The 22,405-nt window shown below is 55.8% G+C and carries 16 protein-coding genes and 3 pseudogenes; 8 read left to right on the top strand and 11 right to left on the bottom strand.

Annotation, left to right across the window (positions count from 1 at the left end; translation table 11 throughout):
• Nucleotides 1-40 precede the first annotated feature (40 nt).
• Nucleotides 41-475, top strand: a complete 435-nt coding sequence (locus GM30_RS22450; protein WP_049850401.1) for a DoxX family protein — start codon at nt 41-43, stop codon at nt 473-475.
• 99 nt (nt 476-574) lie between these two features.
• Here GM30_RS22450 and hcr read toward each other — a convergent pair whose 3' ends face one another.
• From hcr to aqpZ, 4 genes are all read right to left on the bottom strand, one after another.
• On the bottom strand, nt 575-1,543 hold the full coding sequence (gene hcr / locus GM30_RS22445) for an NADH oxidoreductase (protein ID WP_049850400.1): 969 nt from the start codon (nt 1,541-1,543) through the stop codon (nt 575-577).
• Nucleotides 1,544-1,553: 10 nt separating this feature from the next.
• Nucleotides 1,554-3,206 carry a hydroxylamine reductase gene (gene hcp / locus GM30_RS22440; RefSeq protein WP_049850399.1) on the bottom strand — a complete coding sequence of 551 codons (1,653 nt, stop codon included), beginning with the start codon at nt 3,204-3,206 and terminating at the stop codon, nt 1,554-1,556.
• 145 nt (nt 3,207-3,351) lie between these two features.
• Complete coding sequence (locus tag GM30_RS22435; RefSeq protein ID WP_049850398.1) at nt 3,352-4,251, bottom strand: LysO family transporter; 900 nt, start codon at nt 4,249-4,251, stop codon at nt 3,352-3,354.
• Between the two features lie 132 nt (nt 4,252-4,383).
• On the bottom strand, nt 4,384-5,079 hold the full coding sequence (aqpZ, locus tag GM30_RS22430; RefSeq protein WP_049850397.1) for an aquaporin Z: 696 nt from the start codon (nt 5,077-5,079) through the stop codon (nt 4,384-4,386).
• Between the two features lie 403 nt (nt 5,080-5,482).
• Between aqpZ and GM30_RS22425 the strand changes: the two genes are divergently transcribed.
• Nucleotides 5,483-7,141 (top strand): ATP-dependent endonuclease, encoded by a 1,659-nt coding sequence (locus tag GM30_RS22425; protein WP_049850396.1) that lies wholly within the window; start codon nt 5,483-5,485, stop codon nt 7,139-7,141.
• Here the strand turns inward: GM30_RS22425 and GM30_RS22420 are convergent.
• Nucleotides 7,138-8,094, bottom strand: coding sequence for a VirK/YbjX family protein (locus GM30_RS22420; protein WP_049850395.1), 957 nt, complete (start codon nt 8,092-8,094; stop codon nt 7,138-7,140). The genes GM30_RS22425 and GM30_RS22420 overlap by 4 nt on opposite strands.
• 162 nt (nt 8,095-8,256) lie before the next feature.
• On the opposite strand from GM30_RS22420, the pseudogene macA reads away from it, so the two are divergent.
• Both macA and macB read left to right on the top strand, forming a co-directional pair.
• Nucleotides 8,257-9,348, top strand: a pseudogene (gene macA / locus GM30_RS26480) (macrolide transporter subunit MacA).
• Nucleotides 9,345-11,228: a macrolide ABC transporter ATP-binding protein/permease MacB gene (macB, locus tag GM30_RS22410; protein WP_049850394.1), complete on the top strand. Its 1,884-nt coding sequence runs from the start codon at nt 9,345-9,347 to the stop codon at nt 11,226-11,228. Before macA ends, macB begins: the two are co-directional and overlap by 4 nt.
• Before the next feature lie 67 nt (nt 11,229-11,295).
• Here the strand turns inward: macB and cspD are convergent, their stop codons facing one another.
• Complete coding sequence (cspD, locus tag GM30_RS22405; RefSeq protein ID WP_038154727.1) at nt 11,296-11,517, bottom strand: cold shock-like protein CspD; 222 nt, start codon at nt 11,515-11,517, stop codon at nt 11,296-11,298.
• Nucleotides 11,518-11,839: 322 nt separating this feature from the next.
• On the opposite strand from cspD, the gene clpS reads away from it, so the two are divergent.
• Both clpS and clpA read left to right on the top strand, forming a co-directional pair.
• Nucleotides 11,840-12,160, top strand: coding sequence for an ATP-dependent Clp protease adapter ClpS (gene clpS, locus GM30_RS22400; RefSeq protein ID WP_049850393.1), 321 nt, complete (start codon nt 11,840-11,842; stop codon nt 12,158-12,160).
• Between the two features lie 30 nt (nt 12,161-12,190).
• Entirely contained in the window at nt 12,191-14,467 is a 2,277-nt protein-coding gene (clpA, locus tag GM30_RS22395) for an ATP-dependent Clp protease ATP-binding subunit ClpA (protein WP_049850392.1), read from the top strand.
• A gap of 128 nt (nt 14,468-14,595) precedes the next feature.
• On the opposite strand, the gene infA is transcribed toward clpA, so the two are convergent.
• The 5 genes and pseudogenes from infA to trxB form a co-directional block, all read right to left on the bottom strand.
• Nucleotides 14,596-14,814: a translation initiation factor IF-1 gene (gene infA, locus GM30_RS22390; RefSeq protein ID WP_001040187.1), complete on the bottom strand. Its 219-nt coding sequence runs from the start codon at nt 14,812-14,814 to the stop codon at nt 14,596-14,598.
• 272 nt (nt 14,815-15,086) lie between these two features.
• The gene (gene aat, locus GM30_RS22385) at nt 15,087-15,791 is read right to left on the bottom strand and encodes a leucyl/phenylalanyl-tRNA--protein transferase (RefSeq protein ID WP_049850391.1); all 705 of its coding nucleotides are present in this window, start codon (nt 15,789-15,791) and stop codon (nt 15,087-15,089) included.
• A gap of 43 nt (nt 15,792-15,834) precedes the next feature.
• Nucleotides 15,835-17,554, bottom strand: a pseudogene (gene cydC, locus GM30_RS22380) (heme ABC transporter ATP-binding protein/permease CydC).
• Entirely contained in the window at nt 17,555-19,321 is a 1,767-nt protein-coding gene (cydD, locus tag GM30_RS22375) for a heme ABC transporter permease/ATP-binding protein CydD (protein WP_049850390.1), read from the bottom strand. It lies immediately after the preceding pseudogene.
• A 115-nt stretch (nt 19,322-19,436) separates the two neighbouring features.
• Nucleotides 19,437-20,405 carry a thioredoxin-disulfide reductase gene (gene trxB / locus GM30_RS22370; RefSeq protein ID WP_049850389.1) on the bottom strand — a complete coding sequence of 323 codons (969 nt, stop codon included), beginning with the start codon at nt 20,403-20,405 and terminating at the stop codon, nt 19,437-19,439.
• A 567-nt stretch (nt 20,406-20,972) separates the two neighbouring features.
• Between trxB and lrp the strand changes: the two genes are divergently transcribed.
• Complete coding sequence (gene lrp / locus GM30_RS22365; RefSeq protein ID WP_002439523.1) at nt 20,973-21,467, top strand: leucine-responsive transcriptional regulator Lrp; 495 nt, start codon at nt 20,973-20,975, stop codon at nt 21,465-21,467.
• A 134-nt stretch (nt 21,468-21,601) separates the two neighbouring features.
• Nucleotides 21,602-22,405, top strand: a pseudogene (locus GM30_RS22360) (DNA translocase FtsK 4TM domain-containing protein); the annotation flags it as partial.

Genomic DNA, 22,405 nt, shown 5'->3' with positions numbered 1-22,405 from the left:
AATCTGGTGATATCTCAGATGAAAACAGGAATCATTCCAAATGGTTAAATCATTGTTAAGTGCTGTTAATGAAAAGCTAACATGCGACGATCTTGGCAAGCTTTTGTTACGACTTGCCGTGGGCGGGCTGATGCTGTTTCACGGGTTACATAAGTTATTTGGGGGGATTGATGGCATTAGCGGTATGCTGGTGGCCAAAGGGTTACCGGGGTTTATCGCGTATGGCGTCCTGATTGGCGAAGTGGTCGCGCCGGTACTGATTATTCTCGGCGTGATGACGCGTCCGGCGGCGCTGGTACTGGCGTTTACGATGATCGTGGCATGGCTGATGGTCGGAATGGGTGAAACCTTTGTACTGGACAAGGTCGGGGCGTGGGCCATTGAAAGCCTGGTGTATTTCTTTATTGGTTCGCTGGCGGTCGCATTTTTAGGGGCAGGGCGTTTTGCGGTAGGAAACGGTCCGGCGTGGCGGTAGGACCGTTGTAGGTCGGGTAAACGTAGTGCCATCCGACAAAAAAAGCCCGGTGGCGCTGACGCTTACCGGGCCTACGATTGAACGTTTGAGGTTTAACGTTTATGCAAGCACCAAATCGCCCTGCGGATGACACGAACATGCCAGCACATAGCCACTGGCAATTTCCTGTTCCGTCAGGGTCATGGTGCTACTGACGGTATAATCGCCAGAGACCACTTTGGTTTTACAGCTTCCGCACACCCCGGCACGGCAGGCGGCGTTAACCGGCACTTTATTGCTTTCCAGGGCTTCCAGCAGCGTGGTACCGACGCGACCAAAGAATTCTTTCGCCGGTTGCAGTTTGGTGAACTTCAGCCCACTGGTGGCCGCTTGTGCGACTGGCGTAAAGAACTGCTCTTTATAGAACTGCGTGACGCCCAGTGCTTTCACTTCGTCTTCAACCATCGCCATGTATGGTGCCGGACCGCAGGTCATCACCGTACGGGACGCCAGATCCGGCACGCGTTCCAGCAGTTCGCGGGTGAGACGACCGGCGACGAAACCGTCGGTGGCGTTGTTTTCCGCCACCAGGGTGACGGGATACTTGCGCCACTCATCAGCGAAAATCACGTCCTGCGGCGAACGCACGTTGAAGATCACCTGCACATCCGCCTGCGGACGATTTTTCGCCAGCCAGCGTCGCATCGACATCACCGGTGTCACGCCGCAGCCACCGGCCAGCAGCAGAAAACGGTCGGTCGCTTTGTCATCACAGGTAAATTCCCCCTGCGCGTCGGAAAGCCACAGATAGTCGCCGCGTTTCACCTCGTTCGTCAGCCATTGCGAACCCACGCCATCATCAATACGACGGATGGTCAGCGTGATGTACTCGCTGATGCCCGGCGTTGAAGAAATGGTGTAGGCACGCAGGGTCTCCGCCGAGTTGCGAATACTGACCAGCGCATACTGCCCGGCACGGTACGAATAATAGTCGTGACACAGCAGTGACAGCGTCCAGACATCCGGGGTTTCCTGAGTGATGTGATGAACCTGCATCCGCCACGGACACTGTGATGTTGGCATCGTCATGCTTTACTCCTTACGCGCACAGTAACTGCTGCATATCCTGTTCAACGGTAGTGACCGAACGCAGACCAAATTTCTCATTCAGAACGGCCAGCAGATCTGGCGTCAGGAAGCCTGGCGCGGTCGGGCCGGTGACGATGTTTTTCACGCCCAGTGACAACAGGGTCAGCAGAATGACAATCGCTTTTTGTTCGAACCAGGAGAGCACCAGCGACAGCGGCAGATCGTTCACGCCGCAGCCCAGTTTTTCCGCCAGGGTCACCGCCAGAATGATCGCCGAGTAGGCGTCGTTACACTGACCGGCATCCACCAGGCGCGGCAGGCCTTCAATGTCGCCGAACTCCAGCTTGTTGAAACGGTATTTACCGCATGCCAGGGTCAGGATCAGACAATCGTCCGGGACGCTGGTGGCGAAATCGGTGAAGTAGTTACGCTCTTCGCGCGCGCCGTCACAGCCGCCCACCAGGAAGATGTGACGCAGTTTTTCACGGCTGACCAGGTCAATCAGGGTGTCTGCCGCGCCGAGCAGCGTCTGGCGGCCAAAGCCGACAGTGATCAGGTGTTCAATTTCGCTGTACGGGAAGCCCGCCATTTGCTGCGCCTGTTCGATAATCGGGGCGAAATTGTCGCCTTCGAGGTGGCTCACGCCCGGCCAGCCGACGATGCTGCGGGTCCAGATACGGTCGTCATAAGCGCCCACGGTCGGGTCGATAATGCAGTTTGAAGTCATGACGATAGGACCCGGGAAGCGGGCGAATTCCACCTGTTGATTCTGCCAGCCGCTGCCGTAGTTGCCGACGAGGTGTTTGAATTTACGCAGTTCAGGGTAGCCGTGCGCAGGCAGCATTTCACCGTGGGTATAGACGTTAACGCCGGTGCCTTCGGTTTGCTGCAGCAGGTTGTAGAGATCTTTCAGGTCATGGCCGGAGATCAGAATGCATTTCCCGGCAACGGCTTTCACGTTGACCTGAGTCGGGATCGGGTGGCCGTAAGTCTCGGTTTCACCGGCGTCGAGGATGCTCATCACTTTGAAGTTCATCTGGCCGATTTCCATCGAGCATTCCAGCAGCGCGTTCATGTCGGACGGCCAGGTGCCCAGCCACGCCATGATTTTATGGTACTGCGCGTAGATACTGTTGTCGTACTGGCCCAGTACGTGCGCGTGCTCCATATACGCCGCGGCGCCTTTCAGTCCGTACAGGCAGAGCAGACGCAGGCCGAGAATGTTCTCGCCAATTCTCGCTTTGTCTTTATTCGGGGTGAATTCAGCGGCCTGACGTTGCAGCTCGCCGAGGTCGTCGCTGACCAGTTGCAGGCCCGCCATCGGGTTATCGACGGCAACAGCAGGATCGTTGTGCAGGCACAGCGCTTTCAGCATTTCGCGTTTGGCGATAGCTTCGCGCGCGTAGGCAATAATGCGGGGGGAATCAAAGTTAACGTTGGTCAGCGTGGAGAAGAACGCGCGAGGGGCGAAGTTATCAACGTCATGATTGATAATACCGTATTCACGTGCTTTCACTGCCCATGCCGACAGGCCCTGTAGGGTGGCGATCAGCAGGTCCTGCAGATCCGAGGTTTCCGCGGTTTTACCGCACATACCCTGCGCGTAAGAACAGCCGTTACCTGCCGGGGTACGAATGGTTTGTTCACATTGCACACAAAACATGGTCACACCTTTTAAAGTTATATTTGAGATACATGTTTAAGGTTAAGCTTCGGCTAAGCGACTGAAAAGGCATTTTTAACACAACTTACACAGAGATTGATTTAGCGCAATTTTGGCGGTAAACGTGTTACCGCCAGGGAGGATTTCAGGCAGTGAAGAAGGCCATCAGGACAGGCACCAGCAGACTCAACAAAAAGCCATGCACAATGGCGGCGGGCACAATTTCAATCCCCCCGGAGCGTTGCAGCACCGGCAGGGTAAAGTCCATCGAGGTGGCACCAGACAGGCCAAGCGCCGTCGAGCGGCTGCGGTGTACCATGCCTGGAATTAACATAATGGCGATAAGTTCGCGCGCCAGATCGTTAAAGAAGGTGGCGCTGCCAATCACCGGGCCGAAAGCTTCGGTGAGCAAAATACCCGACAGCGAATACCAGCCAAAACCGGACGCCATTGCCAGACCGGTTTTTAACGGCAGGTCGAGAATAAAGGCATTAATGGCACCGCCGACCAGTGAACTGGCCACCACAATGACCGCGACGATCATTCCGCGTCGATTCAGGACAATTTGTCTGAGCGTCATGCCATTATTTCTTAATTGCACACCCACGAGGAATAATAAAAAGATCAGCGTATATTCGCTGGCTTCAGTGGCATGCTGAAGAATGTCGAGTCCGGTGAGGCCAAGTAAAAAACCGAGCACCACAACGCCACACAATTTTAATGATTCCAGCGCCATTGCAATTCGTGACGGTAATTTTTCCTGCTGGTGCTGATGGCGCCAGGGAAGTATACGTTCCAGCCAAAACAGCGCTGCGATATTACACAATAAAATAATTACGATACTGACCGCAGAATAGTGCAGGATGGACAGCAGATTGCTGGCCAGGTTATCCAGAAACGCCAGGCTAATTCCCATAAAAAAGAGAATGACGTAAACAATCCAGCTTAACAGACGATTTATCAGTTTCAGCGTTGCGCTATGGCGCAGGGGAATCAGGTAACCTGCAATCAGCGGCAGGAGGATAATCAGCAAGCCTGAGAACATGAACAGCCCGGTCCTTTGAATAAAAATAGCGCACCAGACACTACCGAATTCCCGGGAGCCAGTAAAGAGATGATGAGGAATAAAAAACGCCCGGCGAGCGCAGAGGTGTCGCCGGGCGTTTGACAGTAATGCTTAATCGCGTTTTTCAAGCAGAGTACGATAGAGCACGCCGCCGAGGATACCGCCAACGATGGGTATGACCCAGAACAACCACAGCTGCTGCAGTGCCCAGCCGCCCTGGAAGATGGCGACGGCGGTGCTGCGCGCCGGGTTCACCGAGGTATTGGTGACCGGAATACTGATCAGGTGGATCAGCGTCAGCGCCAGGCCGATGGCAATCGGCGCAAATCCGGCCGGTGCGTGTTTATCGGTCGCACCGTGGATCACCAGCAGGAATCCACAGGTCAGGACAATCTCAATCACAATCGCTGACAGCATGGAGAAGCCGCCCGGCGAGTGTTCGCCATAGCCGTTGGAGGCAAATCCGCTGGCTGCCGCATCAAAGCCTGCCTTACCACTGGCGATGAGGTACAGGATCGCGGCGGCAATAATACCGCCAACCACCTGGGCGATAATATAACCAATAACATCTTTGGCCGGGAAACGACCGCCAGCCCACAGGCCGAGCGTTACCGCCGGGTTAAAATGGCCGCCAGAGATATGGCCTACGGCATAGGCCATGGTCAGTACCGTTAAACCAAATGCCAGTGCAACACCCGCAAAACCAATGCCTAATTCAGGGAATGCCGCCGCCAGTACCGCGCTACCGCAACCACCGAACACCAGCCAGAATGTACCGAAGCATTCCGCTGCTAATTTTCTGAACATAGCCACCTCAATGGAGAATAGAGTTTCAGTGCATGAATTAATTGCACTGGTTATTTATTTATCGCTACAAAGGGATGCGATGAAAATAAAGACTATGTATTCTAAAAATGAAAACCATCCCTTTGCCAGTAAAATAAGTCTTATTGGTTTGATTTAAGGCAATACGATCTCATTCCTTAGAAAATTCTGAGGTAATGTAAGTGTAGAATGCTTCGACTGAAAGTAAACGCGCAGCATAAAATATACTTTCAGCTTCTTATTTATATTCTGTTCCCGTCTTTTCAGGTTGTTATCAGAAACGAATCCTTGCAAAACAGATGCGATCCGATCGGTGTTCAGCGCCTGACTCTGCCGCTATACTGCTGATAGCTAAAGGAGAATCTGGCGACTGAGGGGAGGGGGTATGCTTCTTGAACGGGTGGAAATCGTTGGATTTCGTGGCATCAGGCGTTTATCGCTGATGCTGGAACATAACAACGTGCTGATCGGTGAAAACGCCTGGGGTAAATCAAGCCTGCTGGATGCCTTAACGTTGCTGTTATCTCCTGAACCTGCGCTCTACCATTTTGTGCGCGATGACTTCTGGTTTCCTACCGGCGATATTCAGGGGCGCGAGCATCATCTGCATATCATCCTGACCTTCCGTGAGCAGGAGCCTGGCCGTCATCGGGTGCGGCGCTATCGCCCGCTTTCACAGATCTGGGTGCCCTGTGCGGATGGCTATCAGCGCGTTTTTTATCGTCTCGAAGGCGAACTGGCGGAAGACGGCAGCGTAATGACGTTACGCAGTTTCCTCGACGGCGACGGCGAGCCGCTGGAGCTGGACGACATCGACGGCCTGGCACACCACCTGATCCGCCTGAAACCGGTGCTGCGCCTGCGCGATGCCCGTTTTATGCGCCGTATCAGCAACGGAACGGTGCCGCATCTGCCGGACGTTGAAGTCACCGCCCGCCAGCTTGATTTTCTCTCCCGCGAGCTGGTGCGCAGCCCGCAGAACCTCACCGACGGCCAGATCCGTCAGGGGCTTTCCGCCATGGTGCAACTGCTGGAACACTACTTTTCCGAGCAGGGCTCCGCCGAATCGCGCCACCGGTTACTGCGTCGCCGCTCGCATGATGAGCAGCGCAGCTGGCGTTATCTCGACATCATCAACCGTATGATCGACAAGCCTGGCGGTCGCAGCCACCGGGTGATCCTGCTCGGGTTGTTCGCCACCCTGTTGCAGGCAAAAGGCACGGTCAGGCTGGACAGGGACGCGCGCCCGCTACTGCTGGTGGAAGATCCCGAAACCCGTCTGCATCCGATCATGCTCTCCGTGGCCTGGAATTTACTCAACCTTCTGCCACTGCAGCAGGTGACCACCACCAATTCCAGCGAGCTGCTGTCAATGACGCCGGTCGAGCAGGTGTGTCGGCTGGTGCGTGAATCATCCCGCGTCGCGGCATGGCGGCTCGGGCCAGGGGGCATCAACGCCGAAGAGGGGCGCCGCATCGCCTTTCATATCCGCTTCAACCGCGCCTCGTCGCTCTTTGCGCGCTGCTGGTTACTGGTGGAAGGCGAGACCGAAACCTGGATGATCAATGAAATGGCGCGCCAGTGTGGCCACCACTTTGATGCGGAAGGGGTGAAAGTGATTGAGTTTGCCCAGTCAGGCCTGAAACCACTGATCAAGTTCGCCCGCCGGATGGGCATCGAGTGGCACGTACTGGTCGATGGCGACGAGGCCGGTAAAAAATATGCCGCGACGGTGCGCAGCCTGCTCAACAATGACGGTGAGCTGGAGCGCGATCACCTGACCGCATTACCGGCGATGGACATGGAGCACTTCATGTATAAACAAGGGTTCGCAGGCGTTTATCACCGGGTGGCGCAGATCCCGGAAGGGGTTCCGATGAACATGCGACGGGTGATCATCAAAGCCATTCATCGTTCGTCCAAGCCGGATCTGGCGATTGAAGTGGCCATGGAGGCCGGGCGGCGCGGTATTGAGGCCGTCCCGACGTTGCTGCGAAAAATGTTCTCCCGCGTGCTGTGGCTGGCGCGCGGGAGAGCGGATTAGCGTTGGCACGTTTCCCGCGTCTGGTGATGCAGGCTATCTAAAAGCGCGTAGCGACGGCGATATTCGGCGCGCTTCTTGCTGGCAATCTCCTCCATCGGCTTGCGCGGCATGTCGCGCGGTAGCAGATAATCGCCGTGCCCGTCGACGCTGGCACCGAGCGACGCCCAGAAACTGTTGTAATCCGCATGCAGGTGTTCGTGTTTTTTCCGGCGATAGCGCAGGCTGCGGTAAATATGCGTTTCATTGCTCACCGCGCGGATCTGCTCTGCGCCAAGCTGCTGACCCAGCGTCATGGCGGCTTCCACCAGCAGACGCTTTGGAAACAGACCGTGACAGGCTTTGGTCGCCGTCTGGATCCGCGCATGCGGAACCTGCGCTTTAGCGCCCTGCAGACCGCCGATGTAGAGCGTGTTTTTACCGCCGACGCGGCACAACGTAAAGGTCAGCTCCGCCAGCATGGTCTCCTGCGAATCACAAAACAGCAGCGTCGCTTCGCCTTCTTTGTCCAGCATCGCATCGGCCCGCAGGCGCACCGTATACCTCTGCTCGTCTTTACCGCTTAGCACCGCCAGCGTCACACCATTGGGCGTGAGGTAGCGGTTAAATACCCGTACTGGTAACACTCTGGTGAATTGCTGATAATGCCAGCGCAGCGCGTCAATCGCCTGCGTGCGGGGCATAGTAATCGATAACCACGGACGATGCAGACGGCAGGGCAGTCCTGGCTGCGCGTTGAGGATTTGCATCAGTTGCGGCTGCTGCGCCAGATCATTCAAGAAGCGTAAGGTGCTGAACGGCGTCGCCAGCGAACGAAGCATGAATTTGTGACGATAAGCAGGATTGCGCCACGCCAGCCCCGGGATCAGTTTTCCGGTTCTCAATAACTGAAAAAGCTGCCAGCCTGACTTCAGTTGCGTGGATTCCGATTGCGGTATTTCGACGATGAATGACATGATGAAATCTGTTGGTCAGGAAGGGATGGCATTATTTCAGCAGGTAAATAATCAATACTGTCTAAACAAACGGGACCCACTGATAAAAGAGAGGGTTTCGTTGAGGTCAGGTTTAGATAAAATCATCCTTTATTTATGCCCGTGCATAGCGTTGGACTTTTTATGAATTTGAAGGGAAAAAGCAAAAAAATTTATCTGATTCTGGCCGTGCTGATTGTCATTGCCGGTGTCTGGCTGTGGCGCACGCTGAATGCCCCGCTTCCGCAATATCAGACGCTGATTGTTCGCAAGGGAGATTTGCAACAGAGCGTGCTGGCGACGGGCAAACTCGATGCGCTGCGTAAAGTGGACGTGGGCGCGCAGGTGAGCGGTCAGCTGAAAACGCTGTCGGTAAACATTGGCGATAAGGTGAAAAAAGATCAGCTGCTGGGGGTTATTGACCCGGAACAGGCGCAAAACCAGATCAAAGAAGTGGACGCGACGCTGATGGAACTGCGTGCGCAGCTCCGACAGGCACAGGCGGAGCAGAAACTGGCGCAGGTGACGCTGGCGCGGCAACAAAAGCTGGCGAAAACCAACCTGATCTCACAGCAGGATCTGGACACCGCGGCGACCGATCTCGCCGTCAAACAGGCGCAAATCGGCACCATTGAAGCACAGATCAAACGCAATCAGGCCACCCTCGATACCGCGAAAACTAATCTCGACTACANGAAGTGACGCAGATCACCACCCTGCAGGGGCAGACGGTCATCGCTGCGCAACAGGCGCCGAATATCCTGACGCTGGCGGATCTCAGCACCATGCTGGTGAAAGCGCAGGTATCGGAAGCGGATGTTATTCACCTGAAACCGGGGCAAAAAGCGTGGTTCACGGTGCTGGGCGATCCGCTGACGCGCTACGAAGGCACGCTGAAAGACATTCTGCCGACGCCGGAAAAAGTGAATGACGCCATCTTCTATTATGCCCGGTTTGAAGTGCCGAACCCGCAGGGCGTGCTGCGCCTCGAGATGACCGCACAGGTGCACATTCAGCTCAACGGCGTGAAAAACGTGATGACCATTCCGCTGTCGGCACTTGGCGANNGCTGTTGGCGACAACCGCTATAACGTGCGGCTGCTGCGTAACGGCGAGGTCAAAGAGCGCGAAGTGACCATCGGCGCGCGCAACGACACCGACGTGGAGATCACCAAAGGGCTTGAAGAGGGTGATGAAGTGATTACCGGCGAAGGCAAGCCCGGGGCCGCGAAATGACGGCACTGCTTGAGCTGAATAATATTCGGCGTAGTTATCCTTCCGGGGACGGCAGCGTTGATGTGCTGAAAGGGATCACGCTCAGCATTGAAGCGGGCGAAATGGTGGCGATTGTCGGCGCGTCCGGCTCGGGAAAATCGACGCTGATGAACATCCTCGGCTGTCTGGATAAGCCGAGCAGCGGCACCTACCGCGTGGCCGGAACCGATGTCGCCACGCTTGATGGCGATGCGCTGGCAAAGCTGCGCCGCGAACATTTTGGCTTCATCTTTCAGCGCTATCATCTGCTCTCGCACCTGACGGCGGCGCAGAACGTGGAGATCCCGGCGGTTTATGCCGGAACCGAACGCAAAGCGCGGCGGCAACGATCGCTGGAACTGCTGAAGCGGCTTGGGCTGGACGATCGTGTGGATTATCAGCCATCAAAACTCTCCGGCGGCCAGCAGCAGCGCGTGAGTATTGCCCGTGCGCTGATGAACGGCGGGCAGGTAATCCTTGCGGATGAGCCCACCGGGGCGCTGGATACCCATTCCGGCGATGAAGTGATGGCGATCCTGCATCAGCTCAAAGAGCAGGGCCACACGGTGATTATCGTGACGCATGATCCGCAGGTGGCGGCGCAGGCGGAACGGATTATCGAAATCCGCGACGGGGAGATTATTGCGAATCCCCCGGCGAAAAGCGCGGCGCAGTCGCAGGCGGTCAGCCCGCGTCAGGTGAACGGTTCCGGCTGGCGGCAGTTCACCAGCGGTTTTCGTGAAGCGCTGTCGATGGCCTGGCGTGCGCTGGCGGCCAACAAAATGCGTACGCTGCTGACAATGCTGGGGATTATCATCGGCATCGCCTCGGTGGTGTCGATTGTGGTGGTAGGCGATGCCGCCAAACAGATGGTGCTGGCGGACATTCGGGCGATTGGCACCAATACGATTGATATCTACCCCGGCAAAGATTTTGGCGACGACGATCCGCAATACCAGCAGTCGCTGAAATATGACGATCTGCTGGCGATTCAGAAACAGTCCTGGGTCNNGGCGAACGCGGAAGGCGTCGGCGGACAATATTTTAATGTTTACGGCATGACCTTCAGCGAAGGGAATACGTTTAACGATATCCAGCTCAACGGCCGCGCGCAGGTGGTGGTACTCGACAGCAACAGCCGTCGCCAGCTCTTTCCCAACAAGGCGCGGGTCGTGGGTGAAGTCATTCTGGTGGGCAATACGCCCGCAACGGTCATTGGCGTGGCGGATGAGAAACAGTCAATGTTCGGCAGCAGCAAAGTGTTGCGCGTGTGGCTACCGTATACCACCATGTCAGGCCGCGTGGTCGGGCAGTCGTGGTTAAACTCCATCACCGTCAGGGTTAAAGAGGGTTATGACAGCGCGGTGGCGGAGCAACAGTTGACCCGGTTACTGACGTTGCGCCACGGTAAGAAAGATTTCTTCACCTGGAATATGGACAGCGTCTTGAAAACGGCGGAAAGGACCACACATACTCTTCAGCTGTTCCTGACGCTGGTAGCGGTGATTTCGCTGGTGGTCGGCGGGATTGGCGTGATGAATATTATGCTGGTGTCGGTGACGGAACGAACGCGTGAAATCGGCATCCGTATGGTGGTCGGTGCGCGGGCCAGCGATGTGTTGCAACAATTCTTAATTGAAGCGGTACTGGTGTGCCTGGTGGGCGGTGCGCTTGGCGTGACGCTGTCGCTGATGATCGCCGTTGTGTTGCAGCTCTTTTTACCGGGCTGGGAGATTGGTTTCTCACCGCTGGCGCTGTTGACCGCGTTTTTCTGCTCGACGCTGACCGGCGTTTTGTTTGGCTGGTTGCCTGCACGTAACGCGGCCCGACTCGATCCGGTGGATGCGCTGGCGCGCGAATAAGCGAAAAAAATGCCAGTCATAAGGACTGGCATTTTGCCTGCGGGATGTACACAATAATGCATAAGAGCTATGCAGTCGTTTCTGCTTCGACGGGCACAATCACTGAGGCATGATTGCCTTTAGGGCCCTGGTGGACATCAAACCGAACAGATTGCCCGGCTTTTAGCGTTCTGTAACCATCCATCTGAATGGTGGAGTAATGAGCGAATATGTCTTCGCCGCCGCCCTCGGGACAGATAAAACCAAACCCTTTGGCATTGTTGAACCACTTAACAGTACCCATTTCCATACTTCGACATCCTTCGTAAATCTTTATAAGTAGATGGAATGACCGGTGGTAGAGTGGGGGTTGTTCAAATCCTCGCCAACTCTCGTCAGTAGAATGTAGATAAAGCGGGTATCGCGTCAAGGGGATGGCGTCGCGAAACGGTGGAAAATGAATCAAAATTTGAAGCAGTTAACGCTATTACCGGGGAATGTGACAGCCGTCGCGGATGGCAACAATAGATGATAGTTATCTGCGATCTCGTGTAGATTCAATAGTGTGTAGACTCTTGTCAGCGGTGAGCTTCAGGCCTGCCGGCACCTGTAACCAAAGATGATAACTGACGATGAGCAAGACCAGAGAGTGGCTGGACGTTGACCAGCTGGCAAAAGATAAACTGCGCGATGCGCTAAAGCCGCCATCTATGTATAAAGTGATATTGGTCAATGATGATTATACTCCCATGGAGTTTGTTATTGACGTGTTACAAAAATTCTTTTCTTATGATGTAGAACGTGCAACGCAACTGATGCTCACGGTTCATTATCAAGGTAAGGCCATTTGTGGTGTGTTTACCGCAGAGGTCGCAGAAACCAAAGTGGCGATGGTGAACAAATACGCAAGGGAGAACGAGCATCCGTTGCTGTGTACGCTGGAAAAAGCCTGAAGACAGGCATGAAAATTGGGGGAGGTGCCTATGCTCAATCAAGAACTGGAACTCAGTTTAAATATGGCTTTCGCCAGAGCGCGCGAGCACCGTCATGAGTTTATGACCGTCGAGCATCTGTTGCTGGCTCTGCTCAGCAACCCATCGGCCCGTGAAGCACTGGAAGCGTGCTCCGTGGATCTGGTGGCGCTGCGTCAGGAACTCGAAGCCTTCATCGAACAAACCACACCCGTCCTGCCCGCCAGTGAAGAAGAGCGCGATACGCAACCGACGCTCAGCTTCCAGCGTGTGCTGCAGCGCGCGGTCTTTCACGTTCAGTCTTCCGGTCGCAGCGAAGTTACCGGTGCGAATGTGCTGGTTGCTATTTTCAGTGAGCAGGAGTCGCAAGCGGCTTACCTGCTGCGTAAACACGAAGTCAGCCGCCTTGATGTGGTGAACTTCATTTCTCACGGCACGCGCAAAGACGAGCCGAGCCAGTCTTCCGATGCCGGAAGCCAACCGAACAGCGAAGAACAAGCAGGTGGGGAGGAACGTATGGAAAACTTCACGACCAACCTCAATCAGCTCGCGCGTGTTGGCGGCATCGACCCGTTAATCGGACGGGACAAAGAACTGGAGCGCGCTATCCAGGTGCTGTGCCGCCGTCGTAAAAATAACCCGCTGCTGGTGGGGGAATCCGGCGTCGGTAAAACCGCCATCGCCGAAGGTCTCGCCTGGCGCATCGTGCAGGGTGACGTGCCGGAAGTGATTGCCGATTGCACTATCTACTCGCTCGATATCGGTTCACTGCTGGCGGGTACCAAATACCGTGGCGATTTTGAAAAGCGCTTCAAAGCGCTGCTGAAACAGCTGGAGCAGGATACTAACAGCATTCTGTTCATCGACGAGATCCACACCATCATCGGTGCGGGTGCGGCGTCGGGTGGGCAGGTGGATGCCGCCAATCTGATCAAACCGTTGCTTTCCAGCGGCAAGATTCGGGTGATTGGTTCCACCACCTATCAGGAATTCAGCAACATTTTTGAGAAGGATCGGGCGCTGGCGCGTCGCTTCCAGAAAATTGATATCACCGAGCCGTCGGTGGAAGAGACGGTGCAGATCATCAACGGCCTGAAACCGAAGTACGAAGCGCACCACGACGTGCGTTATACCGCGAAAGCGGTGCGTGCGGCGGTGGAGCTGGCGGTGAAATACATCAACGATCGTCATCTGCCGGATAAAGCGATTGACGTGATCGACGAAGCGGGCGCGCGGGCACGTCTGATGCCGGTCAGCAAGCGCAAGAAAACGGTCAACGTGGCGGACATCGAATCTGTGGTGGCGCGCATTGCGCGTATTCCGGAGAAGAGTGTTTCGCAAAGCGATCGCGATACGCTGAAAAACCTCGGCGACCGTCTGAAAATGCTGGTCTTTGGTCAGGACAACGCCATAGAGGCGTTAACCGAAGCCATCAAGATGAGCCGCGCCGGTCTGGGTCACGATCACAAGCCGGTAGGTTCTTTCCTGTTCGCCGGGCCGACCGGGGTCGGGAAAACCGAGGTAACCGTTCAGCTGGCGAAAGCGCTGGGCATTGAGCTACTGCGTTTCGATATGTCCGAATATATGGAACGCCACACGGTGAGCCGCCTGATTGGTGCGCCTCCGGGTTATGTCGGCTTTGACCAGGGCGGTCTGCTGACTGATGCGGTGATCAAGCATCCTCACGCTGTGCTGCTGCTCGATGAGATCGAGAAAGCGCACCCGGACGTCTTCAACCTGCTGCTGCAGGTGATGGACAACGGTACGCTGACCGATAACAACGGCCGCAAAGCGGACTTCCGCAACGTGGTGATGGTAATGACGACCAACGCCGGGGTACGTGAAACCGAACGTAAATCCATCGGCCTTATCCAGCAGGATAACAGCACCGATGCGATGGAAGAGATCAAGAAGATCTTTACGCCGGAGTTCCGTAACCGTCTGGACAACATCATCTGGTTCGATCACCTCTCTACCGAGGTTATCCATCAGGTAGTCGATAAGTTCATCGTCGAACTGCAGGTGCAACTGGATCAGAAAGGCGTGTCGCTGGAAGTGAGCCAGGATGCCCGCAACTGGCTGGCAGACAAAGGCTACGATCGCGCAATGGGCGCACGTCCGATGGCGCGTGTGATTCAGGACAACCTGAAGAAACCACTGGCGAACGAGCTGTTGTTTGGTCAACTGGTTGATGGCGGTCAGGTCACCGTCGAACTGGATAAAGAGAAAAATGCGCTGACGTATGATTTCCAGAGTGCACAAAAGCACAAACCGGAAGCGGCACATTAATTTTCTTACCGCATTAAAAAACGGGCGAAAGCCCGTTTTTTTTCGTCCGTCATACCATGGAAAAAGGCCGGGAAGCACTCCCGGCCTTTCAGCATAATAATTCGGTTGCCGTTACGGCATTAAAACAATCAGCGACTACGGAAGACAATGCGGCCTTTGCTCAGGTCGTACGGGGTCAGCTCAACAGTCACTTTGTCGCCCGTCAGAATGCGGATATAGTTTTTACGCATTTTACCGGAGATATGCGCGGTTACCACGTGTCCGTTTTCCAGTTCTACGCGGAACATAGTGTTAGGTAACGTTTCGAGAACGGTACCCTGCATTTCAATATTGTCTTCTTTGGCCATCTAGTCCTCTGGGGTATCACTACCGTAGTTTTGAACCGGCAAGATAATGCCGAAATTCAGTAATTAAGTAAAGATTTGTGCGTAAAAAACGCAAAAGTCGTTTTTGCGCATTACCCTGATGCCACACGAAAAGACCGTATGACAGCGCAAACGTAGAGAGGGAGCAGCGGAATTAACTGACTCGAACGGTCCCAAACGGCGGCGGGGCAAGATGCAGAAGCGACTCTTCGGCACAATTATATCACCCTGATAAAAAAATGTTTCGAAAACATTTATACCGAAGGGGAAAAGAGCGTTCTCGGCACCCAGCAACGCTGCGCGAGCGTATGCACCCGTAACGCGGAAAGATGCTCAAGATAAACCCGCCGGGGTATCTCTGTTACGCCCAGGGAGGCCGTGTGGCTGTTCAACACCTGGCAGTCGATGAGTTTGCCACCCTGACGGGAGAAATCGGCGCTGAAGACCAGTAGCGCGGTTTTAGAGGCATTCTCTGCCCGGCTGAACATTGACTCGCCGCAAAACAGCGCGCCCTGCGACACGCCATACATGCCGCCCACCAGTTCATTCTCTTCCCAGACTTCAATCGAATGCGCATGACCAAGCTCGTGGAGGCGGTGATAGGCTTCGACGATGTCGCTGGTGATCCACGTGCCTTCTTCGCGATCGCTGGCGCAGCCTTCGATCACGCGTTCAAACGCATGGTTCAGCGTTACACGATAGGGCGAATTTTTATGGAAGCGCTTCATGCTGCGGCTGACATGAAATTCATTCGGCCACAGCACGGCGCGGGGGTCGGGCGACCACCACAGAATCGGATCGCCCGGCGAATACCAGGGGAAAATGCCGCGCTGGTACGCCATCAATAGCCGCGCCGGGCTAAGGTCGCCCCCTAATGCCAGTAACCCATTGGGTTCACGCAGAGCCCCTTCTGGCGAGGGGAACGCAATCGAGTAACGGGATAGCTGGACCAGACGCATGCCAGGACGACCTCTTACATGGCAATCGATGATTTATAATAGCCTACAGACGCTGCGTGAACCGGTAGTAACGCCCCTGTTTCATCAACAGATCTGCGTGACTACCATGCTCAATAATTTGTCCGTTGTCCATTACAATTATCTGATCAAAACGCGCCAGTCCGCGCAGGCGATGCGTCACCATCAGCACGGTTTTTCCCCGCATCACAACCGCAAGTAAATCAAGTATTTGGCTCTCGGTTGCCGCGTCCAGCCCTTCGGTCGGTTCATCCAGTAACATCAGCGGTGCGTCGTGCAACAGCGCGCGGGCAATGGCCAGTCGGCGCAACTCGCCGCCCGACAACTGACGACCGCCTTCGCCAAGCCAGCTGTTCAGACCGTTGTCCTCAAGCAGTTTGTCCAGCCCGGTGCGCTGCAGGACCGTTTTTAGCTCATCGTCCGTTGCGTCCGGTTTCGCCAGCCGCAGGTTGTCGCGCAGCGTGGCGCTGAACAGGTGAACGCGCTGAGGCACGACGCTCATCGTGCGGCGCAGCGACGTTTCGTCGAATTCGCGCACGGGGCTGCCGTTCAGCCGAACCTCGCCGTGCTGCGGGTCCCAGGCGCGGGTCAGCAACTGCAGCAGGGTGGATTTCCCGCAGCCAGTGCGCCCGAGAATAGCCACGTGTTCCCCTGCGGCGATGTGGGCGGAAATGCCGTCCAGCGCCGGTTGTACCTGTTCCGGATAGCGGAATGAGACGCCAGTGAGCGTCACGCTGACCTGTTGCGGCACCGGCGTTGCGGTCTCCGGGAAGGTGACTTCCGGCTGCTGTTCGGTGATCTGACTGATGCGTAACGCGGAGGCAATCACCTGGCCGAGATGCTGGAATGCGCCGGTGACCGGTGCCAGCGCTTCAAAGGCGGCCAGCGCACAGAAGACGAACAGGGCAATCAGCGCGCCAGGCTGCTTGTTGCCACCGACGCCGCCCGCGGCCATCCACAGCATCGCAATCACCNCCCCCGCCGATAAGCAACATAACGGCCTGCGACAGCGCCGTCAGTTCAGACTGGCGGCGCTGTGCCTCATGCCAGTTCATTTCAGTCTGTTCCATCTGCTGACGATAACGGGTGCTGGCGTTAAACAGCGAAAGTTCGGCCTGGCCCTGCAGCCACGCCGTCACCTGCTGACGGTACTGACCACGAAGACGGGTCAGACTTTCACCGGTTGGTTTTCCGGCGCGATAGAACATCGGCGGCAGGACCAGCAGCGTCACCAGCATAATGCCGCCCAGCGTCAGCGCCAGCGTGACATCAAGAAAACTCAGGCCAAACGTCACCACCAGGATGACCACCAGCGCGCCCACCAGCGGCGAAATCACCCGCAGATAGAGATGATCAAGCGTATCGACATCTGCCACCACGCGGTTAAGCAGTTCGCCCTGGCGAAAACGCGCCAGCCCGGCAGGGGTGAGGGGGAGCAGTTTGCTGAAGGTGAAGACACGCAAATGCTGCAATACGCGGAACGTCGCGTCATGGCTCACCAGACGCTCAAAGTAGCGCCCGGCGGTACGGATAATCGCCGCGCCGCGAACACCCGCCGCAGGCAGCATGTAATTAAAGCTGTACAGTCCGGCGACACCGACCACTGCGGAAGCCGACAGAAACCAGCCCGACAGCGTCAGCAGGCCGATGCTGGCGAGCAGAGTAATAATCGCCAGCACGACGCCGAGCGACAGCAGCCATTTGTGGCGTTTATAGAGCGCCAGGTAAGGAAACAGTGTGCGCATTTAAATCTCCTCCTGACGGTGGGCCAACAGGCGGGCAAACGAGCCTTCCGCCTGCGCCAGCGACGCATAGCGCCCTTGTTCAACCAGACGGCCGTCGTGCATCACCCAGATGGCGTCCCAGTCGGTCAGATTTTCCAGCTGATGCGTGACCATCAGCGTGGTCTGGCGAGTCGACGCCTTTGTTAAAGCCTGCATGACGCGCAATTCGCTGTGCGCATCGAGGCTGGCGGCGGGTTCATCCAGTAATAACAACCGGCACGGCGTCAGCAGCGCGCGGGCGACGGCAACACGCTGCGCCTGACCAACGGAAAGTCCCGCGGACTGGTCGCCGGTGGGCGTGTCGATGCCCTGCGGCAACTGATGAATAAATTCGCTGACCCAGGCGGCGTCGAGCACGGCCTGCAGTTGTTCGTCACTGGCATCCGGATCGGACAGCAGCACGTTCTCACGCAGCGTGGCGGCGGGAAGCTGCGGGTTTTGTCCGACCCAACTGATCAGGCGTCGCCAGCTTTCAGCATGCAGCTCGCGCAGCTCGACGCCATTAATACGCAGGCTGCCCTCGTAAGGGAGAAAACCGGCCAGCGTATTCAGCAGCGAGCTTTTCCCGGAACCGCTTTGCCCGACCAGCACTACGCGCTGCCCGGCGGCAAGTTCAAAATCGAGCGGTCCGGCCAGCGTTTTGCCTTCCGGCGATTTGATGAGAAGCCCCTGCGCCTGAATGCTGACCATCTCGTTGTCAGCAGGCATATGTTCACCCGGCTCAGGCTGCGCCAGCGGCGTTTCAAGAAAGGTTTTCAGGCTGTCTGCCGCACCAACGGCCTGCGCTTTGGCATGATAAAAGGTGCCGAGATCGCGCAGCGGCTGGAAAAATTCCGGTGCCAGGATCAGCGCCAGGAAACCGGCGGAGAGCGTCACACCGAGGCCATAAGAGCCGAAATTAAATTCGCCGAGGTAGGAGAAACCGAAATAGACCGCCACCAACGCAATCGACAGCGAGGCGAAGAATTCCAGTACGCCGGAGGAGAGAAACGCCAGACGCAGCACTTCCATCGTCCGCTGACGAAAATCCTGCGACGCGTGGCGGATGTTTTCAGTTTCTGCATCGCCACGCCCGAACAGGCGCAGGGTGTCCATGCCGCGCAAACGATCGAGAAAATGACCGCTCAGGCGAGCCAGCGCCAGAAAATTACGACGGTTAGCATCGGCCGCGCCCATACCCACCAGCGCCATAAACAGCGGAATAAGCGGCGCGGTGCAGAGCAAAATCAGCGCGGCGGCCCAGTTATACGGGAAAATCGCAATCACGATCAGCAACGGCACGCAGACTGCCAGCGCCATCTGCGGCAGGTAGCGGGCATAGTAATCATGCATGTCGTCGATTTGTTCCAGAATCAGCGTCGCCCAACTCCCGGCGGGTTTACCCTGAATCCACGCCGGACCGGCCTGTTGCAGGCGGTCAAGCACCTGACGGCGGATCTCAAAGCGAATGGTTTGCCCGGCATGAAACCCGACGCGCTCGCGCAACCACACCACCCAGGCGCGCAGCACGTAAGTCAACACCAGCAGCACGAACGGCAGCAGCAGGGCTTCGCGCGGAATGTTCACCATGATCATGTGATGGAGCGTGCGGGCGAGTAGCCAGGCCTGCGCGACGATAAGGATCCCACTGACGAAGCCCAGCAGACGAGAGATCGTCAGCCAGCGACGGGACAGGATGCTCTGCTGTTTTAACCAGCGGGTAAGCTCTTGTTGACGGGTTTTATTCATTGCGTGCTTAGCAGGTGCAGTTATGAGTTTTATTGGGCACGGCAATGTTACATCGGGGCAAAAATAAAGGCGACTTTTCGTCGCCTTCTTTACCTTTGTTACTGACTTGTAAAGATTATTTGCACGCGTCAGCCAGGCCGTCGAGATAACGCTCTGCGTCCAGCGCAGCCATACAGCCGGTGCCTGCAGAGGTGATCGCCTGACGGTAGATATGGTCCATTACATCACCTGCGGCAAACACGCCAGGGATGCTGGTCTGGGTGGCGTTGCCGTGGATCCCGGACTGCACTTTGATGTAGCCGTTTTCCAGTTCCAGTTGACCGTCGAAAATCGCCGTGTTCGGGCTGTGACCGATCGCGACAAACAGGCCCGCGACCTCCAGCGTCTCAACGATGTCAGTGTTCTGAGTATCACGAATACGCAGGCCGCTCACGCCCATCTGATCGCCGGTCACTTCTTCCAGCGTACGGTGAGTGTGCAGCACGATGTTGCCGCTGGCGACTTTATCCATCAGACGATTGATAAGAATTTTTTCCGCGCGGAATGAATCGCGGCGGTGAATCAGATGTACTTCAGAGGCGATATTCGACAGATACAGCGCTTCTTCAACAGCGGTGTTGCCGCCGCCAATGACCGCGACTTTCTGATTGCGATAGAAGAACCCGTCGCAGGTCGCACAGGCAGAAACGCCGCGGCCTTTAAACGCTTCTTCGGACGGCAGACCCAGATAACGCGCAGAAGCGCCAGTGGCGATGATCAGCGCATCACAGGTGTACTCGCCATTATCGCCGGTCAGGCGGAACGGACGGTTCTGCAGATCCACCTTGTTGATGTGATCAAACAGGATTTCAGTGTCGAACTTGGTTGCATGCTCATGCATGCGCTCCATCAGCAGCGGCCCGGTCAGGTCGTTAGGATCGCCAGGCCAGTTTTCCACTTCGGTGGTGGTGGTCAGCTGACCGCCTTTTTCCAGGCCGGTAATCAGCACCGGTTTCAGGTTTGCGCGCGCAGCATAGACCGCAGCGGTGTATCCCGCAGGGCCGGAACCCAGAATAAGTAATTTACTGTGTTTGGTCGTGCCCATGAGATCCCCATAATTGTTGGCAGACGTTTGCCGCGATTGTAGGGAATTTGTTGCAGTAAAAAAAGGGCTCAGCAATGTTGATAGCAATATGTGTAATAGAAAACGCCAATGGATAGTCGATTTTTTCGCCGCTGACTATAATTATTTCTTCTGAAATTGCGCATGTTATAAGTCGAAAACATGAGGATCAGCAGGGGCAGCTCAGGAATATCTGGCATGTTGTACTAAAAATCGATGTTTTGCTTTGACAATCACCTGTGCTTTTGCGAAAACATTCAAGGAAGATTAAAGAAGTGTTTCGCGTGTGCTGAATTACCCTGCATGCAAATACCATTTATATACACGGTTCCGTGTATACCCGGGCTAGCGCAATCCGCGCATGGCGTGGACAGACGCCATACGAGATAGCGATAGCTGCCGACTGGCAACGGTCTTCTCAACACGTACCCTGGGTTACGTCATGTCTCTGCCAACAGAGCGGCACGTAAACAACGGGCGCAGACTCTGAACAGTGACGTGCTAAGAGTCCAGACAGGAGTAGGGAAGGAATACAGAGAGACAATAATAATGGTAGATAGCAAGAAGCGCCCAGGCAAAGATCTCGACCGCATCGATCGCAACATTCTGAATGAGTTGCAAAAGGATGGGCGTATTTCCAACGTCGAGCTTTCTAAACGAGTGGGACTTTCTCCGACGCCTTGCCTTGAGCGTGTGCGCCGGCTGGAAAGACAGGGTTTTATTCAGGGCTATACCGCGCTGTTGAACCCGCATTATCTGGATGCATCACTTCTGGTTTTTGTTGAGATTACTCTGAATCGTGGTGCGCCGGATGTGTTTGAGCAATTCAACTCCGCTGTACAGAAACTTGAAGAAATTCAAGAGTGTCATCTGGTTTCCGGCGATTTCGACTATTTGTTGAAGACCCGTGTACCGGATATGTCAGCGTATCGTAAGTTACTGGGCGAGACCCTGCTGCGTCTGCCGGGTGTAAACGACACCCGTACTTACGTGGTCATGGAAGAGGTCAAACAGAGCAATCGTCTGGTAATTAAGACTCGCTAATACGGAACAGGTGCAAAATCGACATAGTTTGATTACACTCCTGTTAATCCATACAGCAACAGTGCCGGGGAGACCCGGCGCTGTTGTCCGTTTTAGCATCGGGCAGGAAAAGCCCGAAACCTGGAGAGCCTTTCTTGAGCCAGGAATACACTGAAGACAAAGAAGTCAGATTGACAAGATTAAGCAGCGGGCGCCGACTTCTGGAGGCGTTACTGATCCTATGTTCTCTTTTTGCCATCTGGCTGATGGCAGCGCTACTCAGTTTTAACCCCTCCGATCCCAGCTGGTCACAAACCGCCTGGCATGAGCCTATCCATAATCTTGGCGGTGCGCCCGGCGCATGGCTTGCGGATACGCTGTTCTTTATTTTTGGCGTGATGGCCTACACCCTCCCGGTGATTATCATCGGCGGTTGCTGGTTTGCCTACCGGCATCGCGCTAACGAAGATTACATTGATTACTTTGCCGTATCGCTGCGCCTGATTGGCGTGCTGGCGCTGATCCTGACCTCCTGTGGGCTGGCGGCGATTAACGCCGACGACATCTGGTATTTCGCCTCAGGCGGTGTGATTGGCAGCCTGCTCAGCACCGCGCTGCAACCGATGCTGCACAGCAGTGGCGGTACTATTGCGCTTCTGTGTATCTGGGCGGCCGGGCTGACGCTCTTCACTGGCTGGTCATGGGTCAGCATCGCCGAAAAAATTGNCCTCGCCGTGAACCCCGCCGGGCACGTATCCTGCGCGGCGCGTTGGCTCGCCGCAAACGTCTGGCGGATAAATTCGCCAACCCGATGGGGCGCAAAACCGACGAAGCGCTGTTCTCCGGTAAACGGATGGACGATGACGAAGAAGACATTCAATACAGTGCGCGCGGCGTTGTTGCCGATGCGGACGATGTTCTCTTCTCGGGCAGCAGCGCGGCCCGCACGACAGATTACG

This window comes from Trabulsiella odontotermitis, from assembly GCF_001188485.1.
GTDB lineage: Bacteria > Pseudomonadota > Gammaproteobacteria > Enterobacterales > Enterobacteriaceae > Trabulsiella > Trabulsiella odontotermitis_A.
The sequence above is the reverse complement of the archived record's forward strand: the minus strand, read 5'-3'. Positions and strand labels throughout refer to the sequence as shown.

Coding starts and splice junctions, on each gene's coding strand:
- GM30_RS22450 (WP_049850401.1), top strand. CDS start 41: ATGGTTAAATCATTGTTAAGTGCTGTTAATGAAAAGCTAACATGCGAC.
- hcr (WP_049850400.1), bottom strand. CDS start 1,543: ATGACGATGCCAACATCACAGTGTCCGTGGCGGATGCAGGTTCATCAC.
- hcp (WP_049850399.1), bottom strand. CDS start 3,206: ATGTTTTGTGTGCAATGTGAACAAACCATTCGTACCCCGGCAGGTAAC.
- GM30_RS22435 (WP_049850398.1), bottom strand. CDS start 4,251: ATGTTCTCAGGCTTGCTGATTATCCTCCTGCCGCTGATTGCAGGTTAC.
- aqpZ (WP_049850397.1), bottom strand. CDS start 5,079: ATGTTCAGAAAATTAGCAGCGGAATGCTTCGGTACATTCTGGCTGGTG.
- GM30_RS22425 (WP_049850396.1), top strand. CDS start 5,483: ATGCTTCTTGAACGGGTGGAAATCGTTGGATTTCGTGGCATCAGGCGT.
- GM30_RS22420 (WP_049850395.1), bottom strand. CDS start 8,094: ATGTCATTCATCGTCGAAATACCGCAATCGGAATCCACGCAACTGAAG.
- cspD (WP_038154727.1), bottom strand. CDS start 11,517: ATGGAAATGGGTACTGTTAAGTGGTTCAACAATGCCAAAGGGTTTGGT.
- clpS (WP_049850393.1), top strand. CDS start 11,840: ATGAGCAAGACCAGAGAGTGGCTGGACGTTGACCAGCTGGCAAAAGAT.
- clpA (WP_049850392.1), top strand. CDS start 12,191: ATGCTCAATCAAGAACTGGAACTCAGTTTAAATATGGCTTTCGCCAGA.
- infA (WP_001040187.1), bottom strand. CDS start 14,814: ATGGCCAAAGAAGACAATATTGAAATGCAGGGTACCGTTCTCGAAACG.
- aat (WP_049850391.1), bottom strand. CDS start 15,791: ATGCGTCTGGTCCAGCTATCCCGTTACTCGATTGCGTTCCCCTCGCCA.
- cydD (WP_049850390.1), bottom strand. CDS start 19,321: ATGAATAAAACCCGTCAACAAGAGCTTACCCGCTGGTTAAAACAGCAG.
- trxB (WP_049850389.1), bottom strand. CDS start 20,405: ATGGGCACGACCAAACACAGTAAATTACTTATTCTGGGTTCCGGCCCT.
- lrp (WP_002439523.1), top strand. CDS start 20,973: ATGGTAGATAGCAAGAAGCGCCCAGGCAAAGATCTCGACCGCATCGAT.